Source organism: Streptomyces subrutilus (genome assembly GCF_001746425.1).
GTDB classification, from domain to species: Bacteria; Actinomycetota; Actinomycetes; order Streptomycetales; family Streptomycetaceae; genus Streptomyces; species Streptomyces subrutilus_A.
The window spans coordinates 1,533,358-1,557,839 of record NZ_MEHK01000001.1 but is presented as its reverse complement, the minus strand read 5'-3'; the positions used below and the strand labels follow the sequence as shown (position 1 = coordinate 1,557,839).

Here is a 24,482-nt window from a genome sequence, read left to right as displayed (position 1 = left end):
CCCTGCTCCTCCGCTTCCCCAGCCCTGCCGCAAGGAGACGTACCCCCATGACGTCCACGGTGCCCACCACCGCCGTCCCGCACAGCGACGGACAGCCGCCGATCACCATGTTCGGCCCGGACTTCCCGTACGCGTACGACGACTTCCTCGCCCACCCGGCGGGGCTGGGTCAGATACCCGCGACCGAGCACGGCACCGAGGTCGCCGTCATCGGCGGCGGGCTGTCCGGCATCATCTCGGCCTACGAGCTGATGAAGATGGGCCTCAAGCCCGTCGTCTACGAGGCCGACCAGATCGGCGGCCGGCTGCGCACCGTGGGCTTCGAGGGCGCCGGCACCGAGGAGCTGACCGCGGAGATGGGCGCGATGCGCTTCCCGCCGTCCTCCACGGCGCTCCAGCACTACATCGACCTCGTCGGCCTGGTCACCGAGCCCTTCCCGAACCCGCTCGCCGAGGCCACCCCCTCCACGGTCGTCGACCTCAAGGGCGAGACCCACTACGCCGAGACCATCGCCGACCTCCCGCAGGTCTACCGCGACGTCGCCGACGCGTGGAACGCCTGCCTGGACGAGGGCGCCGACTTCTCGGACATGAACACCGCGATGCGCGAGCGGGACGTCCCGCGGATCCGCGAGATCTGGGCGAAGCTCGTCGAGAAGCTCGACGACGAGACCTTCTACGGCTTCCTCTGCAAGTCCGAGGCCTTCAAGTCCTTCCGCAAGCGCGAGATCTTCGGCCAGGTCGGCTTCGGCACGGGCGGCTGGGACACCGACTTCCCGAACTCCATCCTGGAGATCCTGCGCGTCGTCTACACCGAGGCCGACGACCACCACCGCGGCATCGTGGGCGGCTCCCAGCAGCTCCCGCTGCGCCTGTGGGAGCGCGAGCCCCAGAAGATCATCCACTGGGCGCAGGGGACCTCGCTGTCCTCCCTGCACGAGGGCACCCCCCGCCCGGCGGTGACCCGTCTGCACCGCACCGCGGGCAACCGCATCACGGTGACCGACGCGTCCGGGGACATCCGCACCTACCGCGCCGCGATCTTCACCGCCCAGTCCTGGATGCTCCTGTCCAAGATCGAGTGCGACGACACGCTGTTCCCGATCGACCACTGGACGGCGATCGAGCGCACCCACTACATGGAGAGCTCCAAGCTCTTCATCCCGGTGGACCGGCCGTTCTGGCTGGACAAGGACGAGGAGACGGGCCGCGACGTCATGTCGATGACCCTGACCGACCGCATGACCCGGGGCACCTACCTGCTGGACAACGGCCCGGACAAGCCCGCCGTCATCTGCCTCTCGTACACCTGGTGCGACGACAGCCTCAAGTGGCTGCCGCTGTCCGCGAACGAGCGGATGGAGGTCATGCTGAAGTCCCTCGGCGAGATCTATCCCAAGGTCGACATCCGCCGCCACGTCATCGGCAACCCGGTCACCGTGTCCTGGGAGAACGAGCCCTACTTCATGGGCGCGTTCAAGGCCAACCTCCCGGGCCACTACCGCTACCAGCGCCGCCTGTTCACGCACTTCATGCAGGACCGCCTCCCCGAGGACAAGCGCGGCATCTTCCTCGCGGGCGACGACATCTCCTGGACGGCCGGCTGGGCCGAGGGCGCCGTCCAGACCGCCCTGAACGCGGTCTGGGGCGTCATGCACCACCTCGGCGGCTCCACCGACGCCACCAACCCCGGCCCCGGCGACGTCTACGACGACATCGCCCCGGTCGAACTCCCGGAGGACTGACCTCCCCCATCGGACCCCGGCGGCGCACCCCCCCGCCCCGGACCCCGTGACCACGGGCCGCCCCCGCGCACACCTCGCGGCGGCGGCCCGTACTCATTCCCGCAGCGGCGGAAAAGCGGGTGCAGGGCCGGCCACCGCCGGGCAGGGTGGGGAGTATGAATGCCCCGTACAACCAAACCGGTCCCGTCCCGTCGATCACCACCCCCGTGGAGGCGCACCTGCTGCGCGGCGCCCTCGAGGTGGAACGCACCGCGCACGGCGTGCTCCCGCACCGGCTGCCCGCCCGCGCGCGCGATCAGTTCCCCACCGCGGACCTGGCCGCGGTCGAGGCCCAGCCCTCCGGGGTGCGGATCGCCTTCCGGACCGCGGCCACCGCCGTCGAGCTGGACGCGCTCCCCACGAAGACGCTCTACCAGGGAGCCCCGCCCCGGCCGGACGGCGTGTACGAGCTGCTCGTCGACGGGCGCCCGGCCGGCCGCGGCACCGTGCCCGGCGGCAACGTCCGCGTCGTCGACATGGCCACCGGGTCCGAGGAGCTGCGCCCCGGCCCGCCCGGCACCGTCCGGTTCACCGGGCTCCCCGCCGGGACGAAGGACGTCGAGATCTGGCTGCCCCACACTGAGGTCACCGAGCTCATCGCCCTGCGCACCGACGCCCCGGTCGAGGACCTCCCCGACCGCGGCCGCAGGGTGTGGCTGCACCACGGCAGTTCCATCAGCCACGGCTCCTTCGCCGTCGACCCGACCGGCACCTGGCCGGCGCTCGCGTCCGCGCTGGGTGGCGTGGAACTGGTCAACCTGGGATTCGGCGGCAACGCCCTGCTCGACCCGTTCACCGCGCGCGCCATCCGCGACACCCCCGCCGACCTGATCAGCCTCAAGATCGGCATCAATCTGGTCAACCACGACGCGATGCGCCTGCGCGCCTTCGGCCCGGCCGTGCACGGATTCCTCGACACCGTCCGCGAGGGGCACCCCACCACTCCGCTGCTGGTCGTCTCTCCCGTGCTCTGCCCCATCCACGAGGACACCCCGGGCCCCACCGCGCCGGACGTCGAGAACGGCGAACTGCGCTTCAAGGCGCTCGGCGACCCGGCGGACCGCGCCACCGGCCGGCTGACGCTCGGCGTCATCCGGGACGAGCTCGCCCGCATCACCACGCAGCGGGCGGCCGCCGACCCGAACCTGCACCACCTCGACGGCCGGGCCCTCTACGGCGCGGCGGACTTCGCCGAGCTGCCCCTGCCCGACCGGCTCCACCCGGACCCGGCCGGCCACCGCCGCATCGGCGAGCGCTTCGCGGAACTGGCCTTCGGCGACGGGGGCCCGTTCGCCGTCACACGCGGCTGAGCCGGGCCGGGGTCAGCAGGCAGCGGCCGACCAGGCCGACGCCCGCGTCGAGGGATTCGCGGAACTCCTCGGCCAGGTCCGGGGAGCGGCGCAGGGTCCACAGCAGGCGGGCCGACGCCCAGGCGCCCGAGCGGGCGCGCTCCAGGCTCCACGAGCCGAGCAGGTGGGTCAGCGGGTCGGCGATCTCCAGGAGGTCCGGGCCCGGCATCAGGTCCTCGCGGATGAGCTCCTCCAGGGCGACCAGGGTGTCGCCGACCCGGTCGAAGTCGGCCTCCAGAGCCCCCGGTTCGCAGTCCAGGGCCCGGCAGGTGGAGACCACCGCCACCGCCAGGTCGTGGCCGATGTGCGCGTTGATCCCGGCCAGCGCGTGCTGGAGCGGGCGGATCCCGGGATGGCGGCGGTACTGGAACAGGGGACGCCAGCAGGCCGGGGCCCGGTCGGCGTCCACCGCCGCCAGGTACCGCTCCGCGAACCGCACGCTGAGGGTCTGCGCCCGCCGCGGCGCCGGGAACCCGCCGTGCTCGATCCGCCGGTGCAGGGTCTCCGTCACCCTCAGGTACACCCGGTTGAAGACGGCGACACCGTCCTGCGGCGGGAGCCGCTCGTCCAGGGCGCGCATCCGCGCCAGCACCGCTTCCATGTCAGGCAGAGTCGCAGGCACCGGCACGGATACGGGGAACTTGGCCGTACGCTTCGCCGGTTCGGGCGAAACCCCGTCAACGTGGCGTGTCGCGGCCGTCCTGATGATCGTAGGCGGAGGCGCCCGCGTCGAGCAGCGGCTCCTGCCGCTTGAGGTGCTCGGGGGCGAAGTACCGCAGGGCGTGGTAGCCCGTGATCACCACGACCGTGCCCAGGGCGATGCCGCCGAGCTCGAAGGTGTCGGTGATCCGCAGCGTGACCCCGCCGACGCCGATGATGATGCCCGCCGCGGCGGGCACCAGGTTCAGCGGATTGCGCAGGTCCACCCGGCCGTTGATCCAGATCTGGGCGCCGAGCAGGCCGATCATGCCGTACAGGATGACGGTGATGCCGCCCAGCACCCCGCCCGGGATCGCGGCGACGACCGCCCCGAACTTCGGGCACAGGCCGAAGAGCAGCGCGAACCCGGCCGCGGCCCAGTAGGCGGCCGTGGAGTAGACCCGGGTGGCGGCCATGACCCCGATGTTCTCGGAGTACGTGGTGTTCGGCGGGCCGCCGACCGCCGTGGACAGCATGGACGCGGCGCCGTCGGCGGCGATGGCGGTGCCGAGCTTGTCGTCCAGCGGGTCGCCGGTCATCTCCCCGACGGCCTTGATGTGCCCGGCGTTCTCGGCGATCAGCGCGATCACCACGGGCAGGGCGATCAGGATGGCCGACCACTCGAAGGCCGGCGCGTGGAAGGTGGGCAGCCCGACCCAGTCGGCCTTGGCCACCCCGGAGAGGTCCAGGCGCCAGTGGTCCACGGCCTCCGGCCCGCCCACCGTGGAGTGGATCTTGCCGAATATCCGGTCGAGGACCCAGGAGAGCCCGTACCCGAAGACCAGCCCCAGGAAGATCGCGATCCGCGACCAGAAGCCGCGCAGGCAGACCACGGCCAGCCCGGTGAACGCCATGACCAGCAGCGCCGTCCACTGGTCCTGCGGCCAATACGTCGAGGCCGTCACCGGCGCCAGGTTGAAGCCGATCAGCATCACGACCGCGCCCGTCACCACCGGAGGCATCGCCGCGTGGATGATCCGCGCCCCGAAGCGCTGCACCGCGAGCCCGGCCAGGAAGAGCGCCGCGCCGACGACGAAGACGGCGCCGGTCACCACCGCGCTGTCCCCGCCGGAGGCCCGGATCGCCGCGGCCACGCCGACGAACGAGAGCGAACAGCCCAGATAGGAGGGGACCCGGCCGCGCGTCGCGAGGAGGAAGATCACCGTCGCGACACCGGACATCATGATGGCCAGGTTCGGGTCCAGGCCCATCAGGACCGGCGCGACGAAGCTCGCGCCGAACATCGCCACGACGTGCTGGGCGCCCAGCCCCGCGGTCCGGGGCCACGACAGCCGCTCGTCCGGGCGCACCACCGCGCCGGGGGCGGGGGTCCGCCCGTCGCCGTGCAGGGTCCAGCGCACGCCGAGGCCCATGTTCCACCACTCCCGTTCCGCCGCTGATCAAGCATCGAGGCCGCCGGCGCCTGTCGTTCCGATCAGGCAGGGCCCCCGATATGTTACGGGCGGATACCGGCAGTTTCGTCCCGATCGGCCGCGGAGGCCCCGGGAGCGGCCGGCTTCTGCCGCAGCACCGCCGCCCCCGCCACCAGCATGAAGGCCAGCAGGGTGACCAGTCCGAAGGAGACCACGAGCGAGGTCGCGTCCGCCACCGCGCCGATCGCCGACGGGGCGATCAGCCCCGATGTGTACGTGATCGTCGCGACACCCGCGATGGCCTGTGCCGGGGCCGGTCCGCTGCGCGCCGCCGCCGCGAAGGCCAGCGGGACCACCACGGCGATGCCCAGCCCGATCAGCCCGAAGCCGGCCATCGCCGCCGCCGGTTCGCGCACCGAGACCACGATCAGCCCGCCCGCGGTGGCCACTGCGCCGCCCGCCCGGACGGTCCGCACCGCCCCGAACCGGTCCACCACCCGGTCCCCGGCCAGCCGGGCGACGGCCATCGTGAGCGCGAAGGCGGTGGTCGAGGCCGCCGCCAGACCGGCGTCCGTGTCCAGCACGTCCCGCAGGTAGACCGCGGACCAGTCCAGGCTCGCCCCCTCGGCGAAGACCGCGCAGAAGCCCATGGCGCCGATGAGCAGGGCGGACCGCGGAGGCAGCGCGAAGCGCGGCGGAGCCTCCTCCTCCTGGTCGCTCCTCAGGTCCAACACCCCCTGTACGGCGGCCAGCCCGGCCGCGGTGAGGACCAGCGCGGCCACCAGGTGGTGCAGCCGGGCGTCGGCCCCGGCATGCGCGGCGACCGTGCCGGCGGCCGAGCCGAGCAGCGCGCCCACGCTCCACATGCCGTGCAGCGAGGACATGACCGAGCGGCCCAGCCGGTTCTCCGTCTCCACGCCGAGCGCGTTCATCGCCACGTCCGACATGCCGGAGGTGGCGCCGTAGACGAAGAGCGCGGCGCAGAGCGCGGGCAGGTTCGGGGCGAGGCTCGGCAGGATCAGGGAGAGCGTCCACAGCGCCAGCAGCCCCCGCAGCGCGGTACGGGCACCGAAGCGGTGGTTGACCCGCCCCGCCAGCGGCATCGCGAGCGCCGCGCCCAGCGCGGGGAAGGCGAGGGCCAGCCCCAGAGTGCCGGCGCTCAGCTCGGCGTGGTCCTGGATCCAGGGGATGCGGGTGGCGAAGGAGCCGGTCACGGCGCCGTGGGCGCAGAAGACGGCGGCGATCGCGAAACGGGCACGGCGCAGCCGCGCCGGGCTGAGATCGATGTCCCCGGTCATGGGAGATAAACTATCAGGGAGCCTGCCTGATAGTTAAGGCCCCGACTGCCTAGGATGGGCGCCGTGACCCCAGCCCTCACCTCGACGCCGGCACCGTCCCCTGCCTCACCGAGCACGGCGCGCGCCATCAACGACCGCCTCGCCCTGCGACTCCTCCAGGAAGCCGGGCCGCTGACGGCCACCCAGCTCAAGGCCAGGACGGGCCTGTCCCGCCCCTCGGTCGCCGACCTCGTCGAGCGGCTCGCCGAAGCCGGGTTGATCGAGGTCGTCGGGGAATCCGGCGAACAGCGGCGCGGCCCCAACGCCAGGCTCTACGGGATCGTCGCCCGCCGCGCCCATCTGGCCGCCCTGGACGTACGGACCGACAGCGTCACCGCCGTCATCACCGACCTCCTCGGCCACCCGCTGGCCGAGGCCGCCCTGCCCGTCGGCGCCCCCGAGGACGCGGTCGCGGCCCTGCTGCGCGCCGCCCGCGAGGCCGGGGCCGGTGAGCTGCACACCGTCGTCGTCGGCGCCCCCGGCCTCGTCGGCCCGGCCACCGGCGAACTCCGCGACACCGAGGGCCTGCCGGCGTGGCACCGGGACCTGGTGGCGGCCCTGCGGCGGACCCTGCCCGCCGTGGTGGCCGTCGAGAACGAGACCAACCTGGCCGCTCTGGCCGAGCAGCGCCTGGGCGTGGCCCGCGACGTGGACTCCTTCGTCCTGCTGTGGCTCGGCGCTGGGGTGGGCGCGGCCGTGGTCCTGGACGGGCGGCTGCGCCGGGGCGCCTCCGGCGGGGCCGGCGAGATCGGCTTCCTGCCCGTGCCCGGCACCGGCGGGCTGCCTTCGGCCACCGACTGCGGGGGCGGCTTCCACGCGCTGGCGGGCCGCGAGGCCGTGACGGCACTGGCCCGCGCCCACGGCTTCGCCGGTCCGGCTGAGGAGGCCGTGGCGGGGGCCGCCGGGGAGGCCTTCCTCGAAGCCCTGGCCGGGCGCCTGGCCCTGGGCGCGGCGGCGGTCACCGCCGTCCTGGACCCGGGCTGCGTGGTCCTGGCGGGCGAACTGGGCCGGGCGGGCGGCCCCGCCCTGGCCGCCCGGGTCGCCGCCCGCCTGGCGGCGCTGACCCCCGTCCCCACCGAGGTCCGCGCCACGACCCTGGGCGGCCCGGCGGTCCTGACAGGTGCCAGGCTGGCGGCGCGGGAGGCGGCGCAGGAGGTGCTGTTCGGGGGGTAGGGGGTGCGCTGGGGTGGGCGGGTGGGCGGGCGGGCGAGCGGGATCGGAGAGGCGGGGGTGGGAGGTGGGGGCTTGATTTCGGTGGGGGCTGATCAGGGAGGGTTTGGGGGTTTCCCGCCAGTCCCACTGTCCTTCCGGGTCGGGCCGCCCTGTCAAGGGCGCTCCCTTCGGTCGCGTCGCTGCGCGATGGCCTGCGGCCACCCTTGACAGACCGTCCCGCCCCGGAAAGACAAGGACTGACGGGAACCCCCCAAAAGAACGGTCCACTGGGGACGGAGTCCATTAACGGACATCAGGGACCAGCGCCCTTGGCACGCCGGGGGCAGGCACGATCCGCACGCGGGGCGAACAGGGACGCAATCCGGGCCGGGGGCCGCCCAACCCGCACCGAACAGCGCCCAGAAGCCCCTCCCCATCCCCTACGCGTCAGATCGCTACGCGCTTCTCATCTCTCAGCGTCCGGCGGCCGTCTGGGGCTGGACATAGGCCGCCACGGATCAGGCCCTCCACGGATCGCTACGCAGCTGAGGTGATCTGGCGGCGATCAGCCCTTACATGGGTGGGCATCGGCGTCTGAATGTCCGGCGGGTCCCAGACGGCCGTCGGACGCCGACACGTGAGGAGCGCGTAGCGATCTGGTGCGTTGGGGCTTCCGAGGGGCTGCTGGTCGCTGTCTGGTGTGGGTTGGGCCGCCCCCGGTCCGGGATGCCCTCCCGATGGGCCCGGGCGCAGACCCTGTTCCTCGGGTGCGTGCCCGCCCCTCGCTGATGAGCTCGTGTCGAGATCGATCCCCCGGCCCGTTCCTTTGGGGGGTTCCCGGCAGTCCTTGTCTTTCCGGGGCGGGGCGGTCGGTCAAGAGTGGAGCGCAGCGACATCGCGAAGCGACGCGACGAAGGAGCGCTCTTGAGGGACCGTCCCGCCCCGGAAGGACTATGGGACTGACGGGAACCCCCCAAACCCTCCCTGATGAGCAGTGTGCGTCTCCCGCCCCCACCAGCCGCCCCCGCCTCTCCGATCCCGGCCTGGCGCCTCCGCCCCCGAAGCCGCCCCCCCGCCTCTCCGACCCCGCCTCAGTGGCCCCGCCCCCCAACCCCCGCCCCCTACCGCCCCCGCCGTGCCGCGTACTGCGCGAACGTTCCCCGGCCCGTCGCGTGTGACGGTGCCAGGTTGCCGCCCCGCTTGAAGCCCGCGTACGCCTTGCCCCACAGCGGCAGCGGGACCACGCGGCGACGGCGGCGCGTCGCCGCGAGGTAGGTGCGGCCCAGGTCCGGCAGGGTGGCGATCTCCGGGCCGCCCATGTCCGGGACGCGTCCCGACGGGGTCGGGACGGCCAGTTCCGCCAGCCGGTCCGCGACCTCCTCGACCGCGATCGGCTGCACCCGGACCCCGGACGGCAGCGGCACGACCGGCAGCTTCGCCGCCGTGTCGACCAGCTGCGCCACCAGGTCGTGGAACTGCGTCGTGCGCAGGATCGTCACGCCCAGCCCGGACTCCTCCAGCAGCCGCTCCACCCGCAGCTTCGACTTGTAGTAGCCGAGGGGGACCACGTCCACCCCGACGATCGAGATGTAGACGAGGTTGCGGACGGTCCCCGCCCGCCGGGCCGCGCCGATCAGGTGCCGGGCGGCCTTCTCGTCGCCCCCGCGAGGGGAACTCGCGCAGTGCACGACCACCTCCACCCCCGCCATCGCCGCGTCCAGGCCGCTGCCGTCCCGCAGGTCCACCGGGTGCTCGGCGGCGTGCCGGCTCAGCACGCGGACCTCGTGGCCCGCCACCCGCAGCCGCGCGGTGACCAGTGAGCCGAGGTTTCCGGTGCCTCCGGTGACGAGGATGGTGCTCATGGTGTGGTCCGTCCTTCCTGGATCCGTACTGATCCGAACCGATGTCGGGCACCAGTCAGACAGGACGGCCCCCGGAAACGTGACAGCCGGCCCCGGACGGTCATCCGTGTCCCGCGCCACGTGCGGGGACCCGGTGGCCGCCGGGCTACCGGGTCCTCACGTCTGCGGGTCACCCCCGGGGTGTCAGAGGTGTCAGCAGGCGCCCTGGTCCTTCCAGACGCCCCATTCGCCGGTGCTGCCGGGCTCCTCGTTCTGCGTCCACCACTGGGCCTTCCAGGTGCGGCCCTTGTGGGAGACCACGCTCCCGCCGGTGTAGACCTGGCCGGCCACGTACGCGGGGCCGGTGCACGCACCGCCCGTCGGCGGGGGAGTGGTCGGCGGCGGCGAGGTGGGCGGCGGGGTGGTCGGCGGCGTGGTGGAGCCGGGCTGGACCACCGTGACACCGCGCGCCAGGTCACCGGCGAGCGCGTACGTCGTGCCGGAGATGTTGACCGTCCAGTTGGAGGGCGTGGAGACCGGCAGGTAATAGTTGAACGCCAGGTCCACCGAGGCGCCCGGGGCCAGCGTCTGCCAGGCCGGGAGCTTCAGGGAGACCCGGTGGAAGTCGCCCTTCAGGCCGCCGACGTTGCTGCCCGTGTGGTCGCTGCGGATCACCTTGGTGCCGAAGCCGGACTGGTCGGAGGCGTTGCTCGGGGCCGCGGTCGCGTAGTCGAACTGGAACTCGGTTCCGCCCGGCAGGGTGGCCGCGGTGTTGTTCGTGATCCTGAGCTTCGGGGTGATCGGGTAGTTGGAGTCGCCCAGCTTGAACTCGGTGAACTCCGTCTTGATGTCCACGGCCTGCGCCGGCAGCGCGGTGTTCGACTTCTTCGCGCCGTACGGGGCCGCCGTCTTGAACTTGTCGTACATCAGCGAGGTGAGCGTGTCGCCCATCTCGTACTGGCCCTTGGCGGCGTTCCAGGCGTAGTCGCCGGCCATCTCCCAGACCATGGTGCCGCCGATGCCGCGGTCGACCACGTAGTCCGCCTTGGCGGCCACCGACTGCTCGTCCTCGGTGGACAGGAAGACCTTCTTCTGGGCGTTCCACAGCCAAGGCGCGACCAGCGTCGCGTCGTACTTGCGGGCGTAGGTGCCGGTCAGCGTGGTGTTGGCGGGGAAGCCGTACTTGGTGACGTAGTCGCCGACGATCCCCTTCTCCAGGTTCTTCGCGTGCCACATCGGGTTGGAGCCGGCGGGCGACTCGGCGCCGTTGGTGTCCTTGTCGTGCCACAGGTTGTCGATGCCGACCGCGCCGTCACCGCACTTGGTCAGGCCCGCGCCGGCCGGGCAGGTGGTCGCGGGGGCCTTGCCCCACAGGCCGTCCGTGCCGCCCTGCACGTTCTTGTGGCCGCGGGTGTAGTACGGCAGGCCGATGTTGATGCGGCCGGCCGGCATGGAGCCGCGGAAGTAGTGGTAGGCCCAGTCGGTGTTGAGGTAGCCGATGTTCCCGTACTGGGAGCTGCCGTAGACGTTCGCGGCGGCCAGCTCGGCGTCCTTGCCGTCGTCGAAGAGCGAGGCGTTCGGCCCCACGTACTCGTTCCAGGCCCCGTGCAGGTCGTAGGACATGATGTTGACGTAGTCCAGGTACTTCTGCATCTGGAAGGTCTCCATGCCGCGCAGCAGGTAGCCGGAGGAGGGTGCGGCGACGGTCAGCAGGTAGTGCTTCCCGTCGGCGGCGCCGGCCCGGTCGAGCTTCTCGCGCAGGCTCTTCATCAGGGCGTCGTAACCCTGGACGAGTCCGGCGCGGCGGGCGTTGGACAGCTGCCAGTCCAGCGGGTTGCCCGCGTCCTTCATGGTGGTCGGGTACTCGTAGTCGATGTCGACGCCGTTGAACCCGTACTTGCGGATGAACTCGACCGAGGAGTTCGCGAAGGTCTCGATGCCCGCCCGGTTGACCGATCCGTCGGCGTTGGTGGCCATCGAGTAGAAGCCGCCCGAGGCGACCCGGTTGCCGTCGTCCCCGAAGTAGCCGCCGGTCTCCGCCCAGCCGCCGACCGAGATCAGCGTCTTGACGTTCGGGTACTGCTTCTTGAACTTGGTCAGCTGGTTGAAGTGGCCCTTGTAGGGGAGGGCCGGGTCCATCTCGGCGCCCGCGACGCCCGGCCAGGTCATCCCGGTGGCGGCGTTGTTCGCGTTGTCCGCGCCGACGGAGATCTTGTTGTCCGCGCCGACGTGGGCGAAGGCGTAGTTCAGGTGGGTGACCTTGGACCACGGGATGTTGTGGGCCAGGTACGCCGGCTCGCCGTTCTTGCCGGTGCGCCAGCCGGTGAAGTAGCCGATGACGCGGCGCTGATGGTCGGCGCCCATCTTCTCGCGGCCTTCGGCGTCGTACACCGAGCAGTACGGGACGTCGACTCCGGCCGTCTTGTACAGGCCGTCGGGGCGGCAGCTCTCGTTATCGGCGGCGTGCGAGACGCCCGTCGAGAGCCCGGCCGCGAGCAGTCCGGCGATTGCGGCGCCGGATGCCAGGAGCATCGCCCTCGTACGTGTGGGGGACAGCATCGTGCCTCCTGGGGAGGGGAGGAAGGCGGGACTGGGCAGGACACAACATGCGGAAACGTGAAGCGTGTTGGCCCGTGACGTGCGCACATCTGACGGGCTGCTCCCGGGGAAGATGAAGGGAACGTTAAGAGGACTAGACCACCCCGTCAATAGGTCTGGACCAACCCCGCCTCCACTCGGCCGCGTCCGCCCCCGGACCGCCCCCGCACCCCTCCCGTGTGAGCCAGGCCACACGTCCTCACCCGCATGGCTGTCGATCGACCATGGCAAACTAGCTGGAGTACCAGTAAGCAGCGCACTCCGGGGTCGGTGTAATTCCGAACCGGCGGTTATAGTCCGCGACCCGTCCGCAGCCAGCGGCCGGTTGACCAGGTGAGATTCCTGGACCGACGGTTAAAGTCCGGATGGGAGGCAGTGCGCGGCGGGCCAGTGACCGGTACGCCGCCGTCGGCGGTTCCTCGGCGCATCCCTGTGGATGTGGCGCAGCGGACCATTTTTCCGGCCCCGGCGTCCCCGTGTGCGCTGTACCGCTTCATCTGTCGTATCCCGACAGGCCCCGGAGTCCGTGCCCGATGAGGCAGGAGGACCCGGTGGCGACACACGCCGCGCACGCAGCACCCGACGCGGACACCCGCGCCATGCGCCGAGCCGTCGAGCTCGCCGCCCGCGGCCTCGGCTCCACCAGCCCCAACCCCGTCGTCGGCTGCGTCGTCACCGACGCCTCGGGCGCCGTCGTCGGCGAAGGCTGGCACGAACGGGCCGGCGGCCCGCACGCCGAGGTCCACGCCCTGCGCGCGGCCGGCGGAGCAGCCCGCGGCGGCACCGCCTACGTCACCCTGGAGCCCTGCAACCACACCGGCCGCACGGGCCCCTGCGCCCGCGCCCTCATCGAGGCCGGGATCACCCGCGTGGTCCACGCGGTCTCCGACCCGAACCCGCAGGCCCGCGGCGGCGCCGACACCCTGCGCGAGGCCGGCGTCACCGTGGAGGCCGGGCTCCTCGCCGACGAGGCCGAAGCGGGCAACGCCGCCTGGCTGACCTCCGTACGGACGGGCCGCCCGTACGTCCTGTGGAAGTACGCCGCCACCCTCGACGGGCGCATCGCCGCGGCAGACGGCACCAGCCGCTGGATCAGCTCCCCGGAGTCCCGTGCCGACGTCCACCGGCTGCGCGCCGAGTCCGACGCCGTCGTCGTCGGCTCCGGCACCCTGCGCGCCGACGACCCGCACCTCGCCGTCCGCAGCATCGAGGGAGCCGTCCAGCCGCTGCGCGTCGTCCTCGACACCCGCGCCACCGTCCGGCCCGGCGCCCGCGTCCTGGACGGGGCCGCCCCCACCCTGATCGCCGTCGCCGCGGAAGCCGACACCCGCCACCTCACGGGCGTCGAGCTCACCCGGCTCCCCGCGGACGAGGACGGCATCCGCGTGGACGCCCTCCTCGGCGAACTGCACCGGCGCGGCGTCCGCTCCGTCCTGCTCGAAGGCGGACCGACCCTGGCCGGCGCCTTCGTCGCCGCGGGCGCCGTCGACAAGGTCGTCGGCTACCTCGCCCCGGTCCTCCTCGGCGCGGGCCCCGCCGCCCTCGCCGACGCCGGTATCGCCACCCTCACCGACGCGCTGCGGCTCCGGATCACCGAGACCGTCCGCATCGGCACCGACATCCGCATCACCGCCGTCCCCACGGCCACCTCCGTCCCCACAGCCCTCAAGGAGCGCTGAAGTGTTCACCGGAATCGTCGAAGAACTGGGCGAGGTCGCCGAGGTCGAGCAGCTCGAGGAAGCCTCCCGCTTCCGCCTGCGCGGCCCCCTCGTCACCGAGGACGCCAAGCACGGCGACTCCATCGCCGTCAACGGCGTCTGCCTGACCGTCGTGGACACCGCAGACGGCGAGTTCACCGCCGACGTCATGCAGGAGACCCTCAACCGGTCCAGCCTCGGTGCCCTGGCCAAGGGCTCCCGCGTCAACCTCGAGCGCCCGATGGCCCTCGGCGGCCGGCTCGGCGGACACCTGGTCCAGGGACACGTGGACGGCACCGGCGAGATCATCTCCCGCACCCCCTCGGAGCACTGGGAGATCGTCAAGGTCGCCCTCCCGGAGAACCTCTCCCGCTACGTCGTCGAGAAGGGCTCCATCACGGTCGACGGCGTCAGCCTCACCGTGGTCGAGGCCGCCGCCGACTGGTTCACCATCAGCCTCATCCCCACCACCCTCGCGCTGACCACCCTGGGCATCAAGCAGCCCGGCGACCCGGTCAACCTCGAGGTCGACGTCCTCGCCAAGTACGTCGAGCGCCTGCTCGCCGCCGGCGTGAACCCGCTGCGCCCGACGGGAGCCGAGCAGTGAGCGCCCTGACCTGGCTCAACGCCGAGGCCTTCACCGTCTTTGGCCAGAAGGTCATCTGGTCCGACATGATCGGCAACCTGATGGGCCTGGCCGCCCTCGCCCTCGGCTGGCGCCGTTCCATATGGACCTGGCCCGCCCAGCTCCTCTCCGGCCTGATCCTCATCGCCGCCTACGCCTCCGCCCACCTCTCCGGCGGCGTCGGCAAGCAGCTCCTGGTCATCGGCGTGGCCGTGTGGGGCTGGCGCGCCTGGCAGCGCGGCCGGCAGCAGGCCCAGGACGGCTCCATCGCCGTACGCACCGCCACCTGGAAGGAACGCGGACTGCTCCTGGCCGGCGCGGCGCTCGGCACCCTCGCCGTCGGGGGCCTCTTCACGGCCTTCCCGCACCTGTCCTGGAGCCCGTGGGCGGACGCCTACATCTTCGTCGGCACCCTCGTGGCGATGGTCGCCCAGGCCCGCGGCCTCGTCGAGTTCTGGTTCGCCTGGCTCCTCGTCGACCTGGTCGGCGTCCCCCTCGCCTTCAACAACGGCCTGGCCTTCTCCGGCCTCGTCTACGTCGTGTACTTCGCCCTCGTGCTGTGGGGCGCCTACGACTGGTACCAGCGCTCGCGCACCACTCCCGCCCCGGCCATGGAAGGAGCAACGGCATGACCAGCCTCAAGCCCGTGCCCGCCGTCCCCGAGAGCTTCGACGAGCCCTTCCGCCTCGACCCCGTCGAACAGGCCATCCGCGACATCGCCGCGGGCCGCCCGATCGTGGTCGTCGACGACGAGGACCGCGAGAACGAGGGCGACCTCGTCATCGCCGCCGAGAAGGCCACCCCCGAGATCATCGCCTTCATGATGAGCGAGTGCCGCGGCCTGATCTGCGCCCCGATGGAGGGTCCCGAGCTGGACCGGCTCGAGCTCCCCCAGATGGTCCGGAACAACACCGAGTCGATGGGGACCGCCTTCACCGTCTCCGTCGACGCGAGCGCCGCCCACGGCGTCAGCACCGGCATCTCGGCGGCCGACCGCGCCACCACCCTGCGGCTCCTCGCCGACGGGGCCTGCGAGCCCGGCGACTTCGTACGCCCCGGCCACGTCTTCCCGCTGCGCGCCAAGCCCGGCGGCGTCCTGGTCCGCAACGGCCACACCGAGGCCGCCGTCGACCTCGCCCGCCTCGCCGGCCTGCGCCCGGCCGGCGCCATCGTGGAGATCGCCGGCGAGGACGGCGTCATGCTGCGCCTGCCCGAGCTGATCCCCTTCGCCCGCAAGCACGGCCTGACGATCATCTCCATCGAGGACCTGATCGCCTACCGCCGCTCCAGCGAGCCGACCGTGCGCCGCGAGGCCGAGGTCAGCCTGCCGACCGCCTTCGGCGCGTTCACCGCCTACGGCTTCCGCTCCACCGTCGACGGGGTCGAGCACGTCGCCCTCGTCCACGGCGAGACGGGCGACGGCAGCGACGTCCTCGTCCGGATGCACTCCGAATGCCTGACCGGCGACATCTTCGCCTCCCAGCGCTGCGACTGCGGCCCCCAGCTGCACGCCTCCATGCGGCGCATCCAGGCCGAGGGCCGCGGGATCGTCGTCTACCTGCGCGGCCACGAGGGCCGAGGCATCGGGCTGCTGTCCAAGCTGCGCGCGTACGAACTCCAGGAGCGCGGCCGCGACACCCTCGACGCCAACCTGGAACTGGGCCTGCCCGCCGACGCCCGCGACTACGGGGCCGGCGCCCAGATCCTCGCCGACCTCGGCGTGCGCAGCGTCCGGCTGCTGACCAACAACCCCGACAAGGCCGCCGCCCTCGTACGGCACGGCATCGAGGTCTCCGGCCGGGAGGCCATGCCGGTCGAGGCGGGCGAGCACAATCTGCGGTACCTGCGCACCAAGCGGGACCGGATGGGCCACGACCTCCCCTGGCTGGACGGGGTCGCGGTCACCTCCGCCACCTGCGGAAACCAGTAACACCGGCAACTCAGGCACCACCCGTCACCCCCTTCACCACCACCCCGAACACGAACCACCGAGGAGCAGAGCTGTGAGCGGCAAGGGCGCACCCGAACTGAGCGTGAAGAACTGCGGAGACCTGCGAGTCGCGGTGATCGCCGCCCAGTGGCACGAGAAGGTCATGGACGGGCTGGTCGACGGCGCCCTGCGGGCCCTGCACGAGCTGGGCATCGACGAGCCGACCCTGCTGCGCGTCCCCGGCAGCTTCGAGCTCCCGGTCGTGGCCAAGGTGCTCGCCGGTCGCGGATACGATGCCATTGTCGCCCTCGGCGTGGTCATCCGCGGCGGCACCCCGCACTTCGACTACGTCTGCCAGGGCGTCACCCAGGGCCTGGTGCAGGTGTCGATCGACACCGGAGTCCCCGTCGGCTTCGGCGTCCTGACCTGTGACAACGACGAGCAGGCGCTGGACCGCGCCGGCCTCGAGGGGTCGAACGAGGACAAGGGGCACGAAGCGGTCACCGCCGCCGTCTCCACCGCCATGACCCTGCGGACGGTCAGCGAACCCTGGCGCTGAGTGGCGTGGCAGAACCCCGTATTCTGAGGACCATCATGGCGAACACACCCTCCAAGACCTTCGAAGAGCTCTTCACCGAGCTCCAGGGCAAGGCACACGGCGACCCCAGCACCTCCCGTACCGCCGAGCTCGTCGGCAAGGGCGTCCATGCCATCGGCAAGAAGGTCGTCGAAGAGGCCGCCGAAGTCTGGATGGCCGCCGAGTACGAGGGCAAGGAAGCCGCCGCCGAGGAGATCTCGCAGCTGCTGTACCACGTCCAGGTGATGATGGTGGCGCGCGGGATCTCCCTCGACGACGTCTACGCCCACCTCTGACCGGCGCCGCGCCGCCCTCCGGCGCGCCGCCCCACCCGCATTCCCCATCCGTTGATCCGCGTACCCACGCACCGAAGGAAGCCCCATGCTGCGCATCGCCGTCCCCAACAAGGGTTCACTCTCCGGACCGGCGTCGGCGATGCTCCATGAGGCCGGCTACCGGATGCGCAAGGAGTCCAAGGAGCTCGTGGTCGTCGACCCCGAGAACGAGGTGGAGTTCTTCTACCTCCGCCCCAAGGACATCGCGATCTACGTCTCCTCGGGCCGCCTCGACATCGGCATCACCGGCCGCGACCTGCTGCTCGACTCGGGCGCCAGCGCCGAGGAGATCCTGGCGCTGAACTTCGGCCGGTCCACCTTCCGCTACGCCACCCTCCCCGGCACCGCGAAGGGCCCCGAGGACTTCCACGGGATGACCATCGCCACCTCGTACGAGGGAATCGTGGCCAAGCACCTCGCCGAGAAGGGCATCGACGCCTCCGTCGTGCACCTCGACGGCGCGGTCGAGACCGCCATCCAGCTCGGCGTCGCCCAGATCATCGCGGACGTCGTCGAGACCGGCACCAGCCTGCGCAACGCCGGCCTCGAGGTCATCGGCGAGCCGATCCTCACCTCCGAGGCCGTCGTCGTCCGCGGCAGCCAGACCGACCCCGACGACCCGCGCGCCCAGCAGTTCCTGCGCCGCCTCCAGGGCGTCCTGGTGGCCCGCAGCTACGTGATGATGGACTACGACTGCCGCGCCGAGCACCTGGAGCGCGCCGTCGCCCTGACCCCGGGCCTGGAGTCGCCGACCGTCTCCCCGCTGCACAACGAGGGCTGGGTCGCCGTCCGTGCCATGGTCCCCGCCAAGGAGGCCCAGCGGATCATGGACGACCTGTACGAACTCGGCGCGCGCGCGATCCTCACCACCTCGATCCACGCCTGCCGCCTCTGACCCCCTCCTCGCGGAACCTCCCGCAGAACCGAGCGCACACCATGACCGAGCCCGCCGCCCAGCCCGCACCGCCCGCCCTGCCGGTCACCTTCCGGCCGACCCGCACCCGGGCCGTCCTGCTGAGCGTCGGGCTCGCCATGTTCGCCACCATCACGGCGGTCGCCTTCCTGCTGGAGACCCTCAGCGCGGGGGAGCGGATCAGCTTCGTCTTCACCGCGGTCCTGCTGACCTCCGTCCTCGTCCTGCTCAGCCGCCCCAAGGTGGTCGCGGACGAGGACGGGGTCACCGTCGTCAACCTCACCAGCACCCGCCGCCTGGAGTGGGCGCAGATCCTGCGCGTCAACCTCCGCCCGGGCGACCCCTGGGTCTTCCTCGACCTCAGCGACGGCACCAGCCTGCCCGCCCTCGGCATCCAGCCCGGCGTCGCCCGCGCCCAGGCGGTCGGCGACGCCCGCGCCCTGCGCGCCCTCGCCGAAGCCAGGGGCACCGGCGCAACCGACCACTGAGCACGCCGAACCTCGTGGCCGCGTACCGTTGCGGCCGCGATCTCAATGACTACCCTGGTGGCGGGGCGCAGCCGTGCGCCCTCCCACCTGTCCCGGGACCCCCGGGGCCTGGGCACCCTGCGACTCGAGGAGTGACTCCCTCCAGCAATGGACGGATCGTCCGGTAATATCCGCGCCGCCCTCCCCACGGAGGCGGCGGCATGACCATCCCGCTACTCCTGCTCGGCGCTGCTTTCGTCCTGATCCTCGCCAACGGTTTCTTCGTGGCAGCCGAATTCGGGCTCGTCACCGTGGAGAAGCCCGAGGCCGAGCGCGCCGCCGCCGAGGGTGACCGCCGTGCCCGCACGGTGGTCGAGGCCCTGCGGGAGCTGTCCTTCCAGCTCTCCGGCACCCAGCTCGGCATCACCATCACCTCCCTCGTGGTCGGCATGCTCGCCGAACCCGCCCTGGCCGCGCTGCTGGCCGGGCCGCTCGTCGCGACCGGCCTCTCCGGGGGAGCCGCCTCCGGCGTCGCCGTGGTCATCGGCATGCTGCTCGCCTCCGCCGTCCAGATGGTCGTCGGCGAGCTCGTCCCGAAGAACTGGGCGGTCTCGCGGCCGCTCCAGGTCGCCCGCTTCGTCGCCGGCCCCCAGAACGCCTTCTCCCGCGTCTTCCGGCCGGTCATCGCCGGCCTCAACGCCGTCGCCAACCGCCTGGTACGGGCGCTCGGCGTGGAGCCGACCGAGGAGATGGCCTCCGCCCGCACCCCCGGCGAACTGGTCTCCCTGGTCCGCCATTCGGCCCAGGCCGGCGCCCTCGAACAGGACACCGCCGACCTCTTCGTACGGACCCTCTCGCTGGGCGGGCTCACGGCCCAGCACGTCATGACCCCCCGCGTGAAGGTCAGCGCCCTGATGCACACGGCCACCGCGGCCGACGTGCTCAACCTGACCCGCGCCACGGGCCTGTCCCGCTTCCCGGTCTACCGCGACCGCATCGACGAGATCACCGGTGTGGTCCACCTCAAGGACGCCCTCGCCGTGCCCGAGCCGGAGCGCGCCCGCACCGCCGTGGGCCGGATCAGCGTCGCCCCGCTGCTGGTGCCCGGCTCCCTGCCGGTGCAGCCGCTGCTGGAGCGGCTGCGCAGCGAACAGCCGATGGCCGTGGTCGTCGACGAGTACGGCGGCACCGCCGGCGTGGTCACCCTCGAGGACATCGTGGAGGAACTCGTCGGAGAGGTCCGCGACGAGCACGACCTCGCGGAGGACGCCCGGCCCGAGCTGGCCGCCGTCGCCGCCGAGGACGGCCGCCCCTCCTGGGAGGCCGACGGCAGCTGCCGGGTGCAGACCCTGCGCCGCATAGGCCTGGAGGTGCCCGAAGGCCCGTACGAGACCGTCGCCGGCCTCGTCGCGGACCTCCTCGGCCGGATCCCCGCCCCCGGGGACCGCGCGGAGCTCCCCGGCTGGCGGCTGTCCGTGCGCCAGGTCGGCCGCAACCGCGCCGAGCGGGTCCGGCTGGTCCGGCTCGCGGCGGTTCCCGCGGCGGGCTCCTACCCGGCGGCTCCGCTGCCCGTCCGCGCCGCCGCCGGCGGCCACGCGGGGCACGCCGACCCCGGCCACGGCGGGCACGCCCACCCCCGCGACCCGGCCCCGCAGCCGGCCCAGCTGGAGGGCGCTGCCCGATGAACGTCCTCCAACTCCTCTTCGCCCTCCTCCTCGTCCTCGCCAACGGCTTCTTCGTCGGCGCCGAGTTCGCCCTCGTCTCCGTGCGCCGCAGCCAGATCGAGCCGCTCGCGGCGAGCTCCAAGCGGGCCCGCCAGGTGCTCCACGGCCTGGAGAACCTGCCCCGCATGATGGCCGCCGCCCAGTTCGGCATCACCGTCTGCTCGCTCACCCTCGGCGCGGTCGCCGAACCCACCGTGGCCCGGCTGCTGGAGCCCGTCTTCCACGCCGTCCACGTACCGCAAGGCCTGATCCACCCCCTCGGCTACGCCTTCGCGCTCGCCGCCGTGGTCTTCCTGCACCTGGTCATCGGCGAGATGGTCCCCAAGAACCTCGCCATGGCAGCCCCCGAGAAGACCGCCCTGTGGTTCAGCCCCGGCCTGGTCGCCTTCGCCCGGCTGTGCGGCCCGGTCACCGCCGCGCTGGGCACCTGCGCCACGCTGGTCCTGCGGCTGTTCAAGGTCGAGCCGAAGGACGAGGTCGAGGCCGTCTACACCCGTGCCCAACTGGGCCGTCTGGTCGAGGACTCCCGGCAGGCGGGCCTCCTCGAACCCGGCGAGCAGGAACGCCTGGAGGACGCCCTCGAACTGGGCAGCCGCCAGGTCACCGACGTGCTCCTGCCGCCGGGCCGCCTGGTCACGGTCGGCCCGTCCGTGACCCCCCGGCAGATCGAGCAGCTGACGGTCCGCACCGGCTATTCCCGCTTCCCCGTCCGCTCCGCCGGCGGCGCCTTCATGGGCTACCTGCACGTGAAGGACGTCCTGGACCTGGAGGAGCGGGAGCGGGCCGTGCCGCAGCGCGTGTGGCGCCGGATGCCGACCCTGTCGGCCACCCTCCCGCTCGACGACGCCCTCAGCGTCATGCGCCGCGACGCCACCCATCTGGCGCAGGTCGCCGATCCGGCGGGCCGGGTACTCGGCCTGGTCGCGATGGAGGACGTCCTGGAAATGCTGGTCGGCGAAGTCCGCGACCCCGCGCACCGCGCGTACGTGCGGGGCGCGTAGCCGCTGCCGCACGGCGCCGCCCCCGGACCCGCGCCTCGCACGCCGGCGGGGCTGAATTCTCAGCCCCGCCGGCGTTCGGGGTCCGTAGGCGCCGCCCAGCGGGAGCCGGGGGCCCGCCGGCCCGCCGGGGTCACAGCGGCGGCGGCTCCGGCCGTTCCTGCGGGCCGCGGCCGGACAGGACCTCCCCGTACGCCTGCATCAGGTCCGGCAGCCGCAGCGTCGCGAGGTCGTCACGGGACGGATCCCCCGCGAACCCGGCCAGCCGCAGGTCCCGGTACGCGCAGCTCTTCTCGTACAGCGTCCGCAGGAACCGGCCGTTCCCGAGCTCGTCGATCCACCCCTGCTCGACCACGTGCCCGCTGATGCTGCGCAGCTCCTCCAGCGCCTCCTCGTCCCACCGGTCCCCGTTCGCGTCCGCCAGCACCCCGCCGATCGCGGTCAGCTCCAGCGGCCGGTAGCTGGGGAAGTCCACCCGGGAGGTGAACCGCGAGGACAGCCCCGGATTGGCGGACAGCAGCCGGTCCATCCCGGCCGGATAGCCCGCCAGGATCACCACCAGGTGGTCCCGGTTGTCCTCGGCCCGCTTCAGCAGCACCTGCAGGGCCTCGTCCCCGTACGCGTCGCCCTTGCTGTAACCCGAGTTGGACAGCGAGTACGCCTCGTCCACGAACAGCACCCCGCCGATCGCCGAATCGATCAGCTCGTTCGCCTTCACCGCGGTCTGCCCGAGGAACTCGCCCACCAGGTCCGCCCGTTGCGCCTCCACCAGATGATCGCCGCCCAGCAGCCCCAGCGCGTAGAACACCCGCCCCAGGATCCGGGCCACCGTCGTCTTGCCCGTACCCGACGGCCCGGAGAAGACGAAGTGCCGCTTCGGCGGCTGCACCGGCAGCCCCTGACCGGCCCGCAGCCGTGCCATGTGCAGCTGCGCGGACAGCGCCTTCACCTGCCGTTTGACCGGCTCCAGCCCCACCATCCGCTCCAGCTCGGCCAGCGCCTCGGCGAGCGCCTCCGGGTCGGCCGGACCGGCCGGCAGCCCGACGGGGGCGCCCTGCGGCGGCACCGCCACCTTGCGCCGCACCCCCTCCACCCGGCCCGCGGGGGGCGTCGCCGCACCCAGCGGATCGGGCTCCGCCTGGCCGTCCGCGGCGATGTCCTGGACGGGCCCGCTCCCGCTCAGCGCGACCGCCGCGAGGTCCCCGCCCGCCGGCGGCGGACCGTGCCGGCCGCAGCTCCCGAACCCGGAGTACCCGGCCATCCCGGCCATGCCGTCGGTGTCGTCGCCGTCCTCGATGGCCGTCAGCCGGGCCGCGGTGTCCATGAACGCCGGGTCCACCCGGTGCACCGCCCGGTACAGCGGCAGCGCCGCCGCGCTGCGCCCGGTCCCCTCATGGGCCCGCGCCAGCCAGTACCGCAGCTCCTTGCGCTGCGGCTGCTCGCTGCGGCAGCGCATCAGCGCCGCCGACAGCAGCGGCTCCGCCTGCCCGTACATCTCCAGCCGGACCCGGGCCATCCCGCCGAACAGACCCGCCTCGATGCCCAGCAGCGGATCGTCCACCAGCGGCTCGGTGTGCCGGACCAGCTGCTCCCAGTCCTTGACCAGGTAGGCCCGGCAGGCGTGCAGGAACCGTACCTGCGGATCGGCGTCCACCGGCGGCAGGGCGGCCAGCGCCTGGTCCAGCTCGGGGACGTGGCGGCCGTCCAGCCAGTGCGAGGCGTGGGCCAGCAGCAGGTCCCGGCGGCTCTCCAGCACCGGCTGCACCCACCAGCCCAGCCAGTACCAGGAGTTCAGGGTCCGCCGGTGCCGGGCCCGTTGCTCCCCGAAGCGGTCCCGGTGCGCGTACATGCGCAATAACGCGTCGGTGGTGTCGACCCGCAGCGCGTGCAGACCCAGCCAGGCGTCGGCCATCGTGGGATCGAGTCGTACGGCCGCCCGGAACTCCTCCTCGGCCTGCGGATAGGCGCCCACGGTGCAGGCGTCGACCCCGCGCAGCCAGGCGAGTTCGGCCGGGGCGTGCGTGCTGCCCGGCGTGCCGAAATCCATCACGTCCCCCACAAGCCTGCCCCCGTGGTGCGCGGCAAACCCCGCGTCCAGTGCGCGAGTTGTCCCAGCGCCGATGAAATCAGGGCTGCATCGTACCTGCGGTTTCGCACCTTACGTAGGGTGCGTGGGGGCCGGATGGGTGTGCGTCCCGAGCCCGCCCGGTGACTCTGGGTGAAGGTGCGGGGGTGGCCGGGGGCAGGACGAAGCCCCCGATCACGGGGGAACGATCGGGGGCTTCGTGTGCGCGGAGGCCGGTAAGGCCCCGCATTGAGAACGTAAGGCCGGTGCGGGCCCCCGGTCAAGCAGGTCGGTGGAGCCCCGGCGGAGCGGGGTTCCGGGACGGCTCAGGCCCGGGGGAGTCCGTCACCCTCGGTGAGGGAAGCGGGTGTTCGGGCGGTCGCACCCGTCCCGGAAGACCACTCGTATCCCGTACCGCTCTGGCGTACCAGGGTGTCCGCGAAGGGGCGCGAAGGGTCGTCGGAGAAGTGCGCGAGCTCCGCGCGCTCCCATCCGTCCCAGAAATCGGAAAGTTCACGCCCGTCCCGGTTTCGCCCCCGCCCCCAGGACTGCTCGCGCGGCGTCTCCATCCACAGCAGCCGCGCCAGATGCGGGCGCAGGGCCCGCCGTCCGGCTCCCACCCCCTCGACCAGGACCACCGGCGCCGCCTCCAGCACCCGCTCCGGCCCGAAGCACCGCTCCACCCAGTTGTACGGGGTCCAGTGCGCGGGCCGGCCGGCACCCAGCGGCTCCAGCACCTGCGCCCGCAGCCGCTCCTGCCAGCCGAACAGCTCCGCGTGGGTGGCCACCTCGTCCAGGTGCAGCACCGGAGCCCCGCCCGCCGCTTCCGCGAGCCGCCCGGCGAAGGTGCTCTTCCCGGAGCCGGCGTGCCCGTCGATCCCGACGAGCCGGACCGGGCCGAGGGACGGGGGAAGCGCGCGGAGCTCGCGCGCGAGGGACTCGAGTGACAGGTGTGGCTCCACCCGACCAGCGTAGACAGGCCCGACACGACGTGCGGCTTCGGCCCGCGACCGCCGGG

20 protein-coding genes and 1 riboswitch are annotated in these 24,482 nt (G+C 72.7%); of the genes, 13 read left to right on the top strand and 7 right to left on the bottom strand.

All coding sequences use genetic code 11. The features are described 5' to 3' along the window. Nucleotides 1-47 precede the first annotated feature (47 nt). Nucleotides 48-1,745, top strand: coding sequence for a flavin monoamine oxidase family protein (locus BGK67_RS07970; protein WP_069919358.1), 1,698 nt, complete (start codon nucleotides 48-50; stop codon nucleotides 1,743-1,745). 155 nt (nucleotides 1,746-1,900) lie between these two features. Then, nucleotides 1,901-3,094 carry a GDSL-type esterase/lipase family protein gene (locus BGK67_RS07965; protein WP_069919355.1) on the top strand — a complete coding sequence of 398 codons (1,194 nt, stop codon included), beginning with the start codon at nucleotides 1,901-1,903 and terminating at the stop codon, nucleotides 3,092-3,094. On the opposite strand, the gene BGK67_RS07960 is transcribed toward BGK67_RS07965, so the two are convergent. The 3 genes from BGK67_RS07960 to BGK67_RS07950 all read right to left on the bottom strand — a co-directional run bounded on the left by BGK67_RS07960 (nucleotide 3,081) and on the right by BGK67_RS07950 (nucleotide 6,503). Next, complete coding sequence (locus BGK67_RS07960) at nucleotides 3,081-3,734, bottom strand: DUF5995 family protein (RefSeq protein WP_069919352.1); 654 nt, start codon at nucleotides 3,732-3,734, stop codon at nucleotides 3,081-3,083. The genes BGK67_RS07965 and BGK67_RS07960 overlap by 14 nt on opposite strands. Nucleotides 3,735-3,810: 76 nt before the next feature. After that, entirely contained in the window at nucleotides 3,811-5,205 is a 1,395-nt protein-coding gene (locus tag BGK67_RS07955; RefSeq protein WP_069919349.1) for a uracil-xanthine permease family protein, read from the bottom strand. Between the two features lie 83 nt (nucleotides 5,206-5,288). Continuing rightward, complete coding sequence (locus tag BGK67_RS07950; protein WP_069919346.1) at nucleotides 5,289-6,503, bottom strand: MFS transporter; 1,215 nt, start codon at nucleotides 6,501-6,503, stop codon at nucleotides 5,289-5,291. Between the two features lie 54 nt (nucleotides 6,504-6,557). Between BGK67_RS07950 and BGK67_RS07945 the strand changes: the two genes are divergently transcribed. Continuing rightward, a complete protein-coding gene (locus BGK67_RS07945; protein WP_069919343.1) occupies nucleotides 6,558-7,715 on the top strand; it encodes an ROK family transcriptional regulator in 1,158 nt (385 codons plus the stop codon). 1,100 nt (nucleotides 7,716-8,815) lie between these two features. Here the strand turns inward: BGK67_RS07945 and BGK67_RS07940 are convergent. Both BGK67_RS07940 and BGK67_RS07935 read right to left on the bottom strand, forming a co-directional pair. Continuing rightward, a complete protein-coding gene (locus BGK67_RS07940) occupies nucleotides 8,816-9,556 on the bottom strand; it encodes an SDR family oxidoreductase (RefSeq protein ID WP_069919340.1) in 741 nt (246 codons plus the stop codon). Between the two features lie 192 nt (nucleotides 9,557-9,748). Beyond that, entirely contained in the window at nucleotides 9,749-12,094 is a 2,346-nt protein-coding gene (locus BGK67_RS07935) for a chitinase C-terminal domain-containing protein (RefSeq protein ID WP_069919338.1), read from the bottom strand. A 291-nt stretch (nucleotides 12,095-12,385) separates the two neighbouring features. Next, a riboswitch (FMN riboswitch) is annotated at nucleotides 12,386-12,516 on the top strand. 150 nt (nucleotides 12,517-12,666) lie between these two features. Between BGK67_RS07935 and ribD the strand changes: the two genes are divergently transcribed. The 10 genes from ribD (at nucleotide 12,667) to BGK67_RS07885 (ending at nucleotide 21,402) form a co-directional block, all read left to right on the top strand. Next, nucleotides 12,667-13,812 carry a bifunctional diaminohydroxyphosphoribosylaminopyrimidine deaminase/5-amino-6-(5-phosphoribosylamino)uracil reductase RibD gene (gene ribD / locus BGK67_RS07930; RefSeq protein ID WP_069919335.1) on the top strand — a complete coding sequence of 382 codons (1,146 nt, stop codon included), beginning with the start codon at nucleotides 12,667-12,669 and terminating at the stop codon, nucleotides 13,810-13,812. Between the two features lies 1 nt (nucleotide 13,813). Further along, entirely contained in the window at nucleotides 13,814-14,437 is a 624-nt protein-coding gene (locus tag BGK67_RS07925; protein WP_069919333.1) for a riboflavin synthase, read from the top strand. Then, nucleotides 14,434-15,087, top strand: coding sequence for a nicotinamide mononucleotide transporter family protein (locus tag BGK67_RS07920; protein ID WP_069919331.1), 654 nt, complete (start codon nucleotides 14,434-14,436; stop codon nucleotides 15,085-15,087). Before BGK67_RS07925 ends, BGK67_RS07920 begins: the two co-directional genes overlap by 4 nt. Beyond that, nucleotides 15,084-16,385, top strand: coding sequence for a bifunctional 3,4-dihydroxy-2-butanone-4-phosphate synthase/GTP cyclohydrolase II (locus BGK67_RS07915; protein ID WP_069919328.1), 1,302 nt, complete (start codon nucleotides 15,084-15,086; stop codon nucleotides 16,383-16,385). Before BGK67_RS07920 ends, BGK67_RS07915 begins: the two co-directional genes overlap by 4 nt. Nucleotides 16,386-16,458: 73 nt before the next feature. Further along, entirely contained in the window at nucleotides 16,459-16,944 is a 486-nt protein-coding gene (gene ribH / locus BGK67_RS07910) for a 6,7-dimethyl-8-ribityllumazine synthase (RefSeq protein ID WP_007262951.1), read from the top strand. Nucleotides 16,945-16,979: 35 nt separating this feature from the next. After that, nucleotides 16,980-17,258 (top strand): phosphoribosyl-ATP diphosphatase, encoded by a 279-nt coding sequence (locus BGK67_RS07905; RefSeq protein ID WP_069919326.1) that lies wholly within the window; start codon nucleotides 16,980-16,982, stop codon nucleotides 17,256-17,258. 85 nt (nucleotides 17,259-17,343) lie between these two features. Further along, the gene (gene hisG, locus BGK67_RS07900) at nucleotides 17,344-18,192 is read left to right on the top strand and encodes an ATP phosphoribosyltransferase (protein WP_069919323.1); all 849 of its coding nucleotides are present in this window, start codon (nucleotides 17,344-17,346) and stop codon (nucleotides 18,190-18,192) included. A 41-nt stretch (nucleotides 18,193-18,233) separates the two neighbouring features. Then, nucleotides 18,234-18,698, top strand: coding sequence for a PH domain-containing protein (locus BGK67_RS07895; protein WP_069919321.1), 465 nt, complete (start codon nucleotides 18,234-18,236; stop codon nucleotides 18,696-18,698). Nucleotides 18,699-18,898: 200 nt separating this feature from the next. Next, entirely contained in the window at nucleotides 18,899-20,362 is a 1,464-nt protein-coding gene (locus BGK67_RS07890) for a hemolysin family protein (protein ID WP_244291174.1), read from the top strand. Next, a complete protein-coding gene (locus tag BGK67_RS07885) occupies nucleotides 20,359-21,402 on the top strand; it encodes a hemolysin family protein (RefSeq protein ID WP_069919319.1) in 1,044 nt (347 codons plus the stop codon). Before BGK67_RS07890 ends, BGK67_RS07885 begins: the two co-directional genes overlap by 4 nt. Before the next feature lie 130 nt (nucleotides 21,403-21,532). Here BGK67_RS07885 and BGK67_RS07880 read toward each other — a convergent pair whose 3' ends face one another. Then, nucleotides 21,533-23,446, bottom strand: coding sequence for an AAA family ATPase (locus tag BGK67_RS07880; protein ID WP_069923705.1), 1,914 nt, complete (start codon nucleotides 23,444-23,446; stop codon nucleotides 21,533-21,535). Between the two features lie 344 nt (nucleotides 23,447-23,790). Continuing rightward, a complete protein-coding gene (locus tag BGK67_RS07875) occupies nucleotides 23,791-24,426 on the bottom strand; it encodes a uridine kinase family protein (protein WP_069919316.1) in 636 nt (211 codons plus the stop codon). Nucleotides 24,427-24,482: the final 56 nt, after the last annotated feature.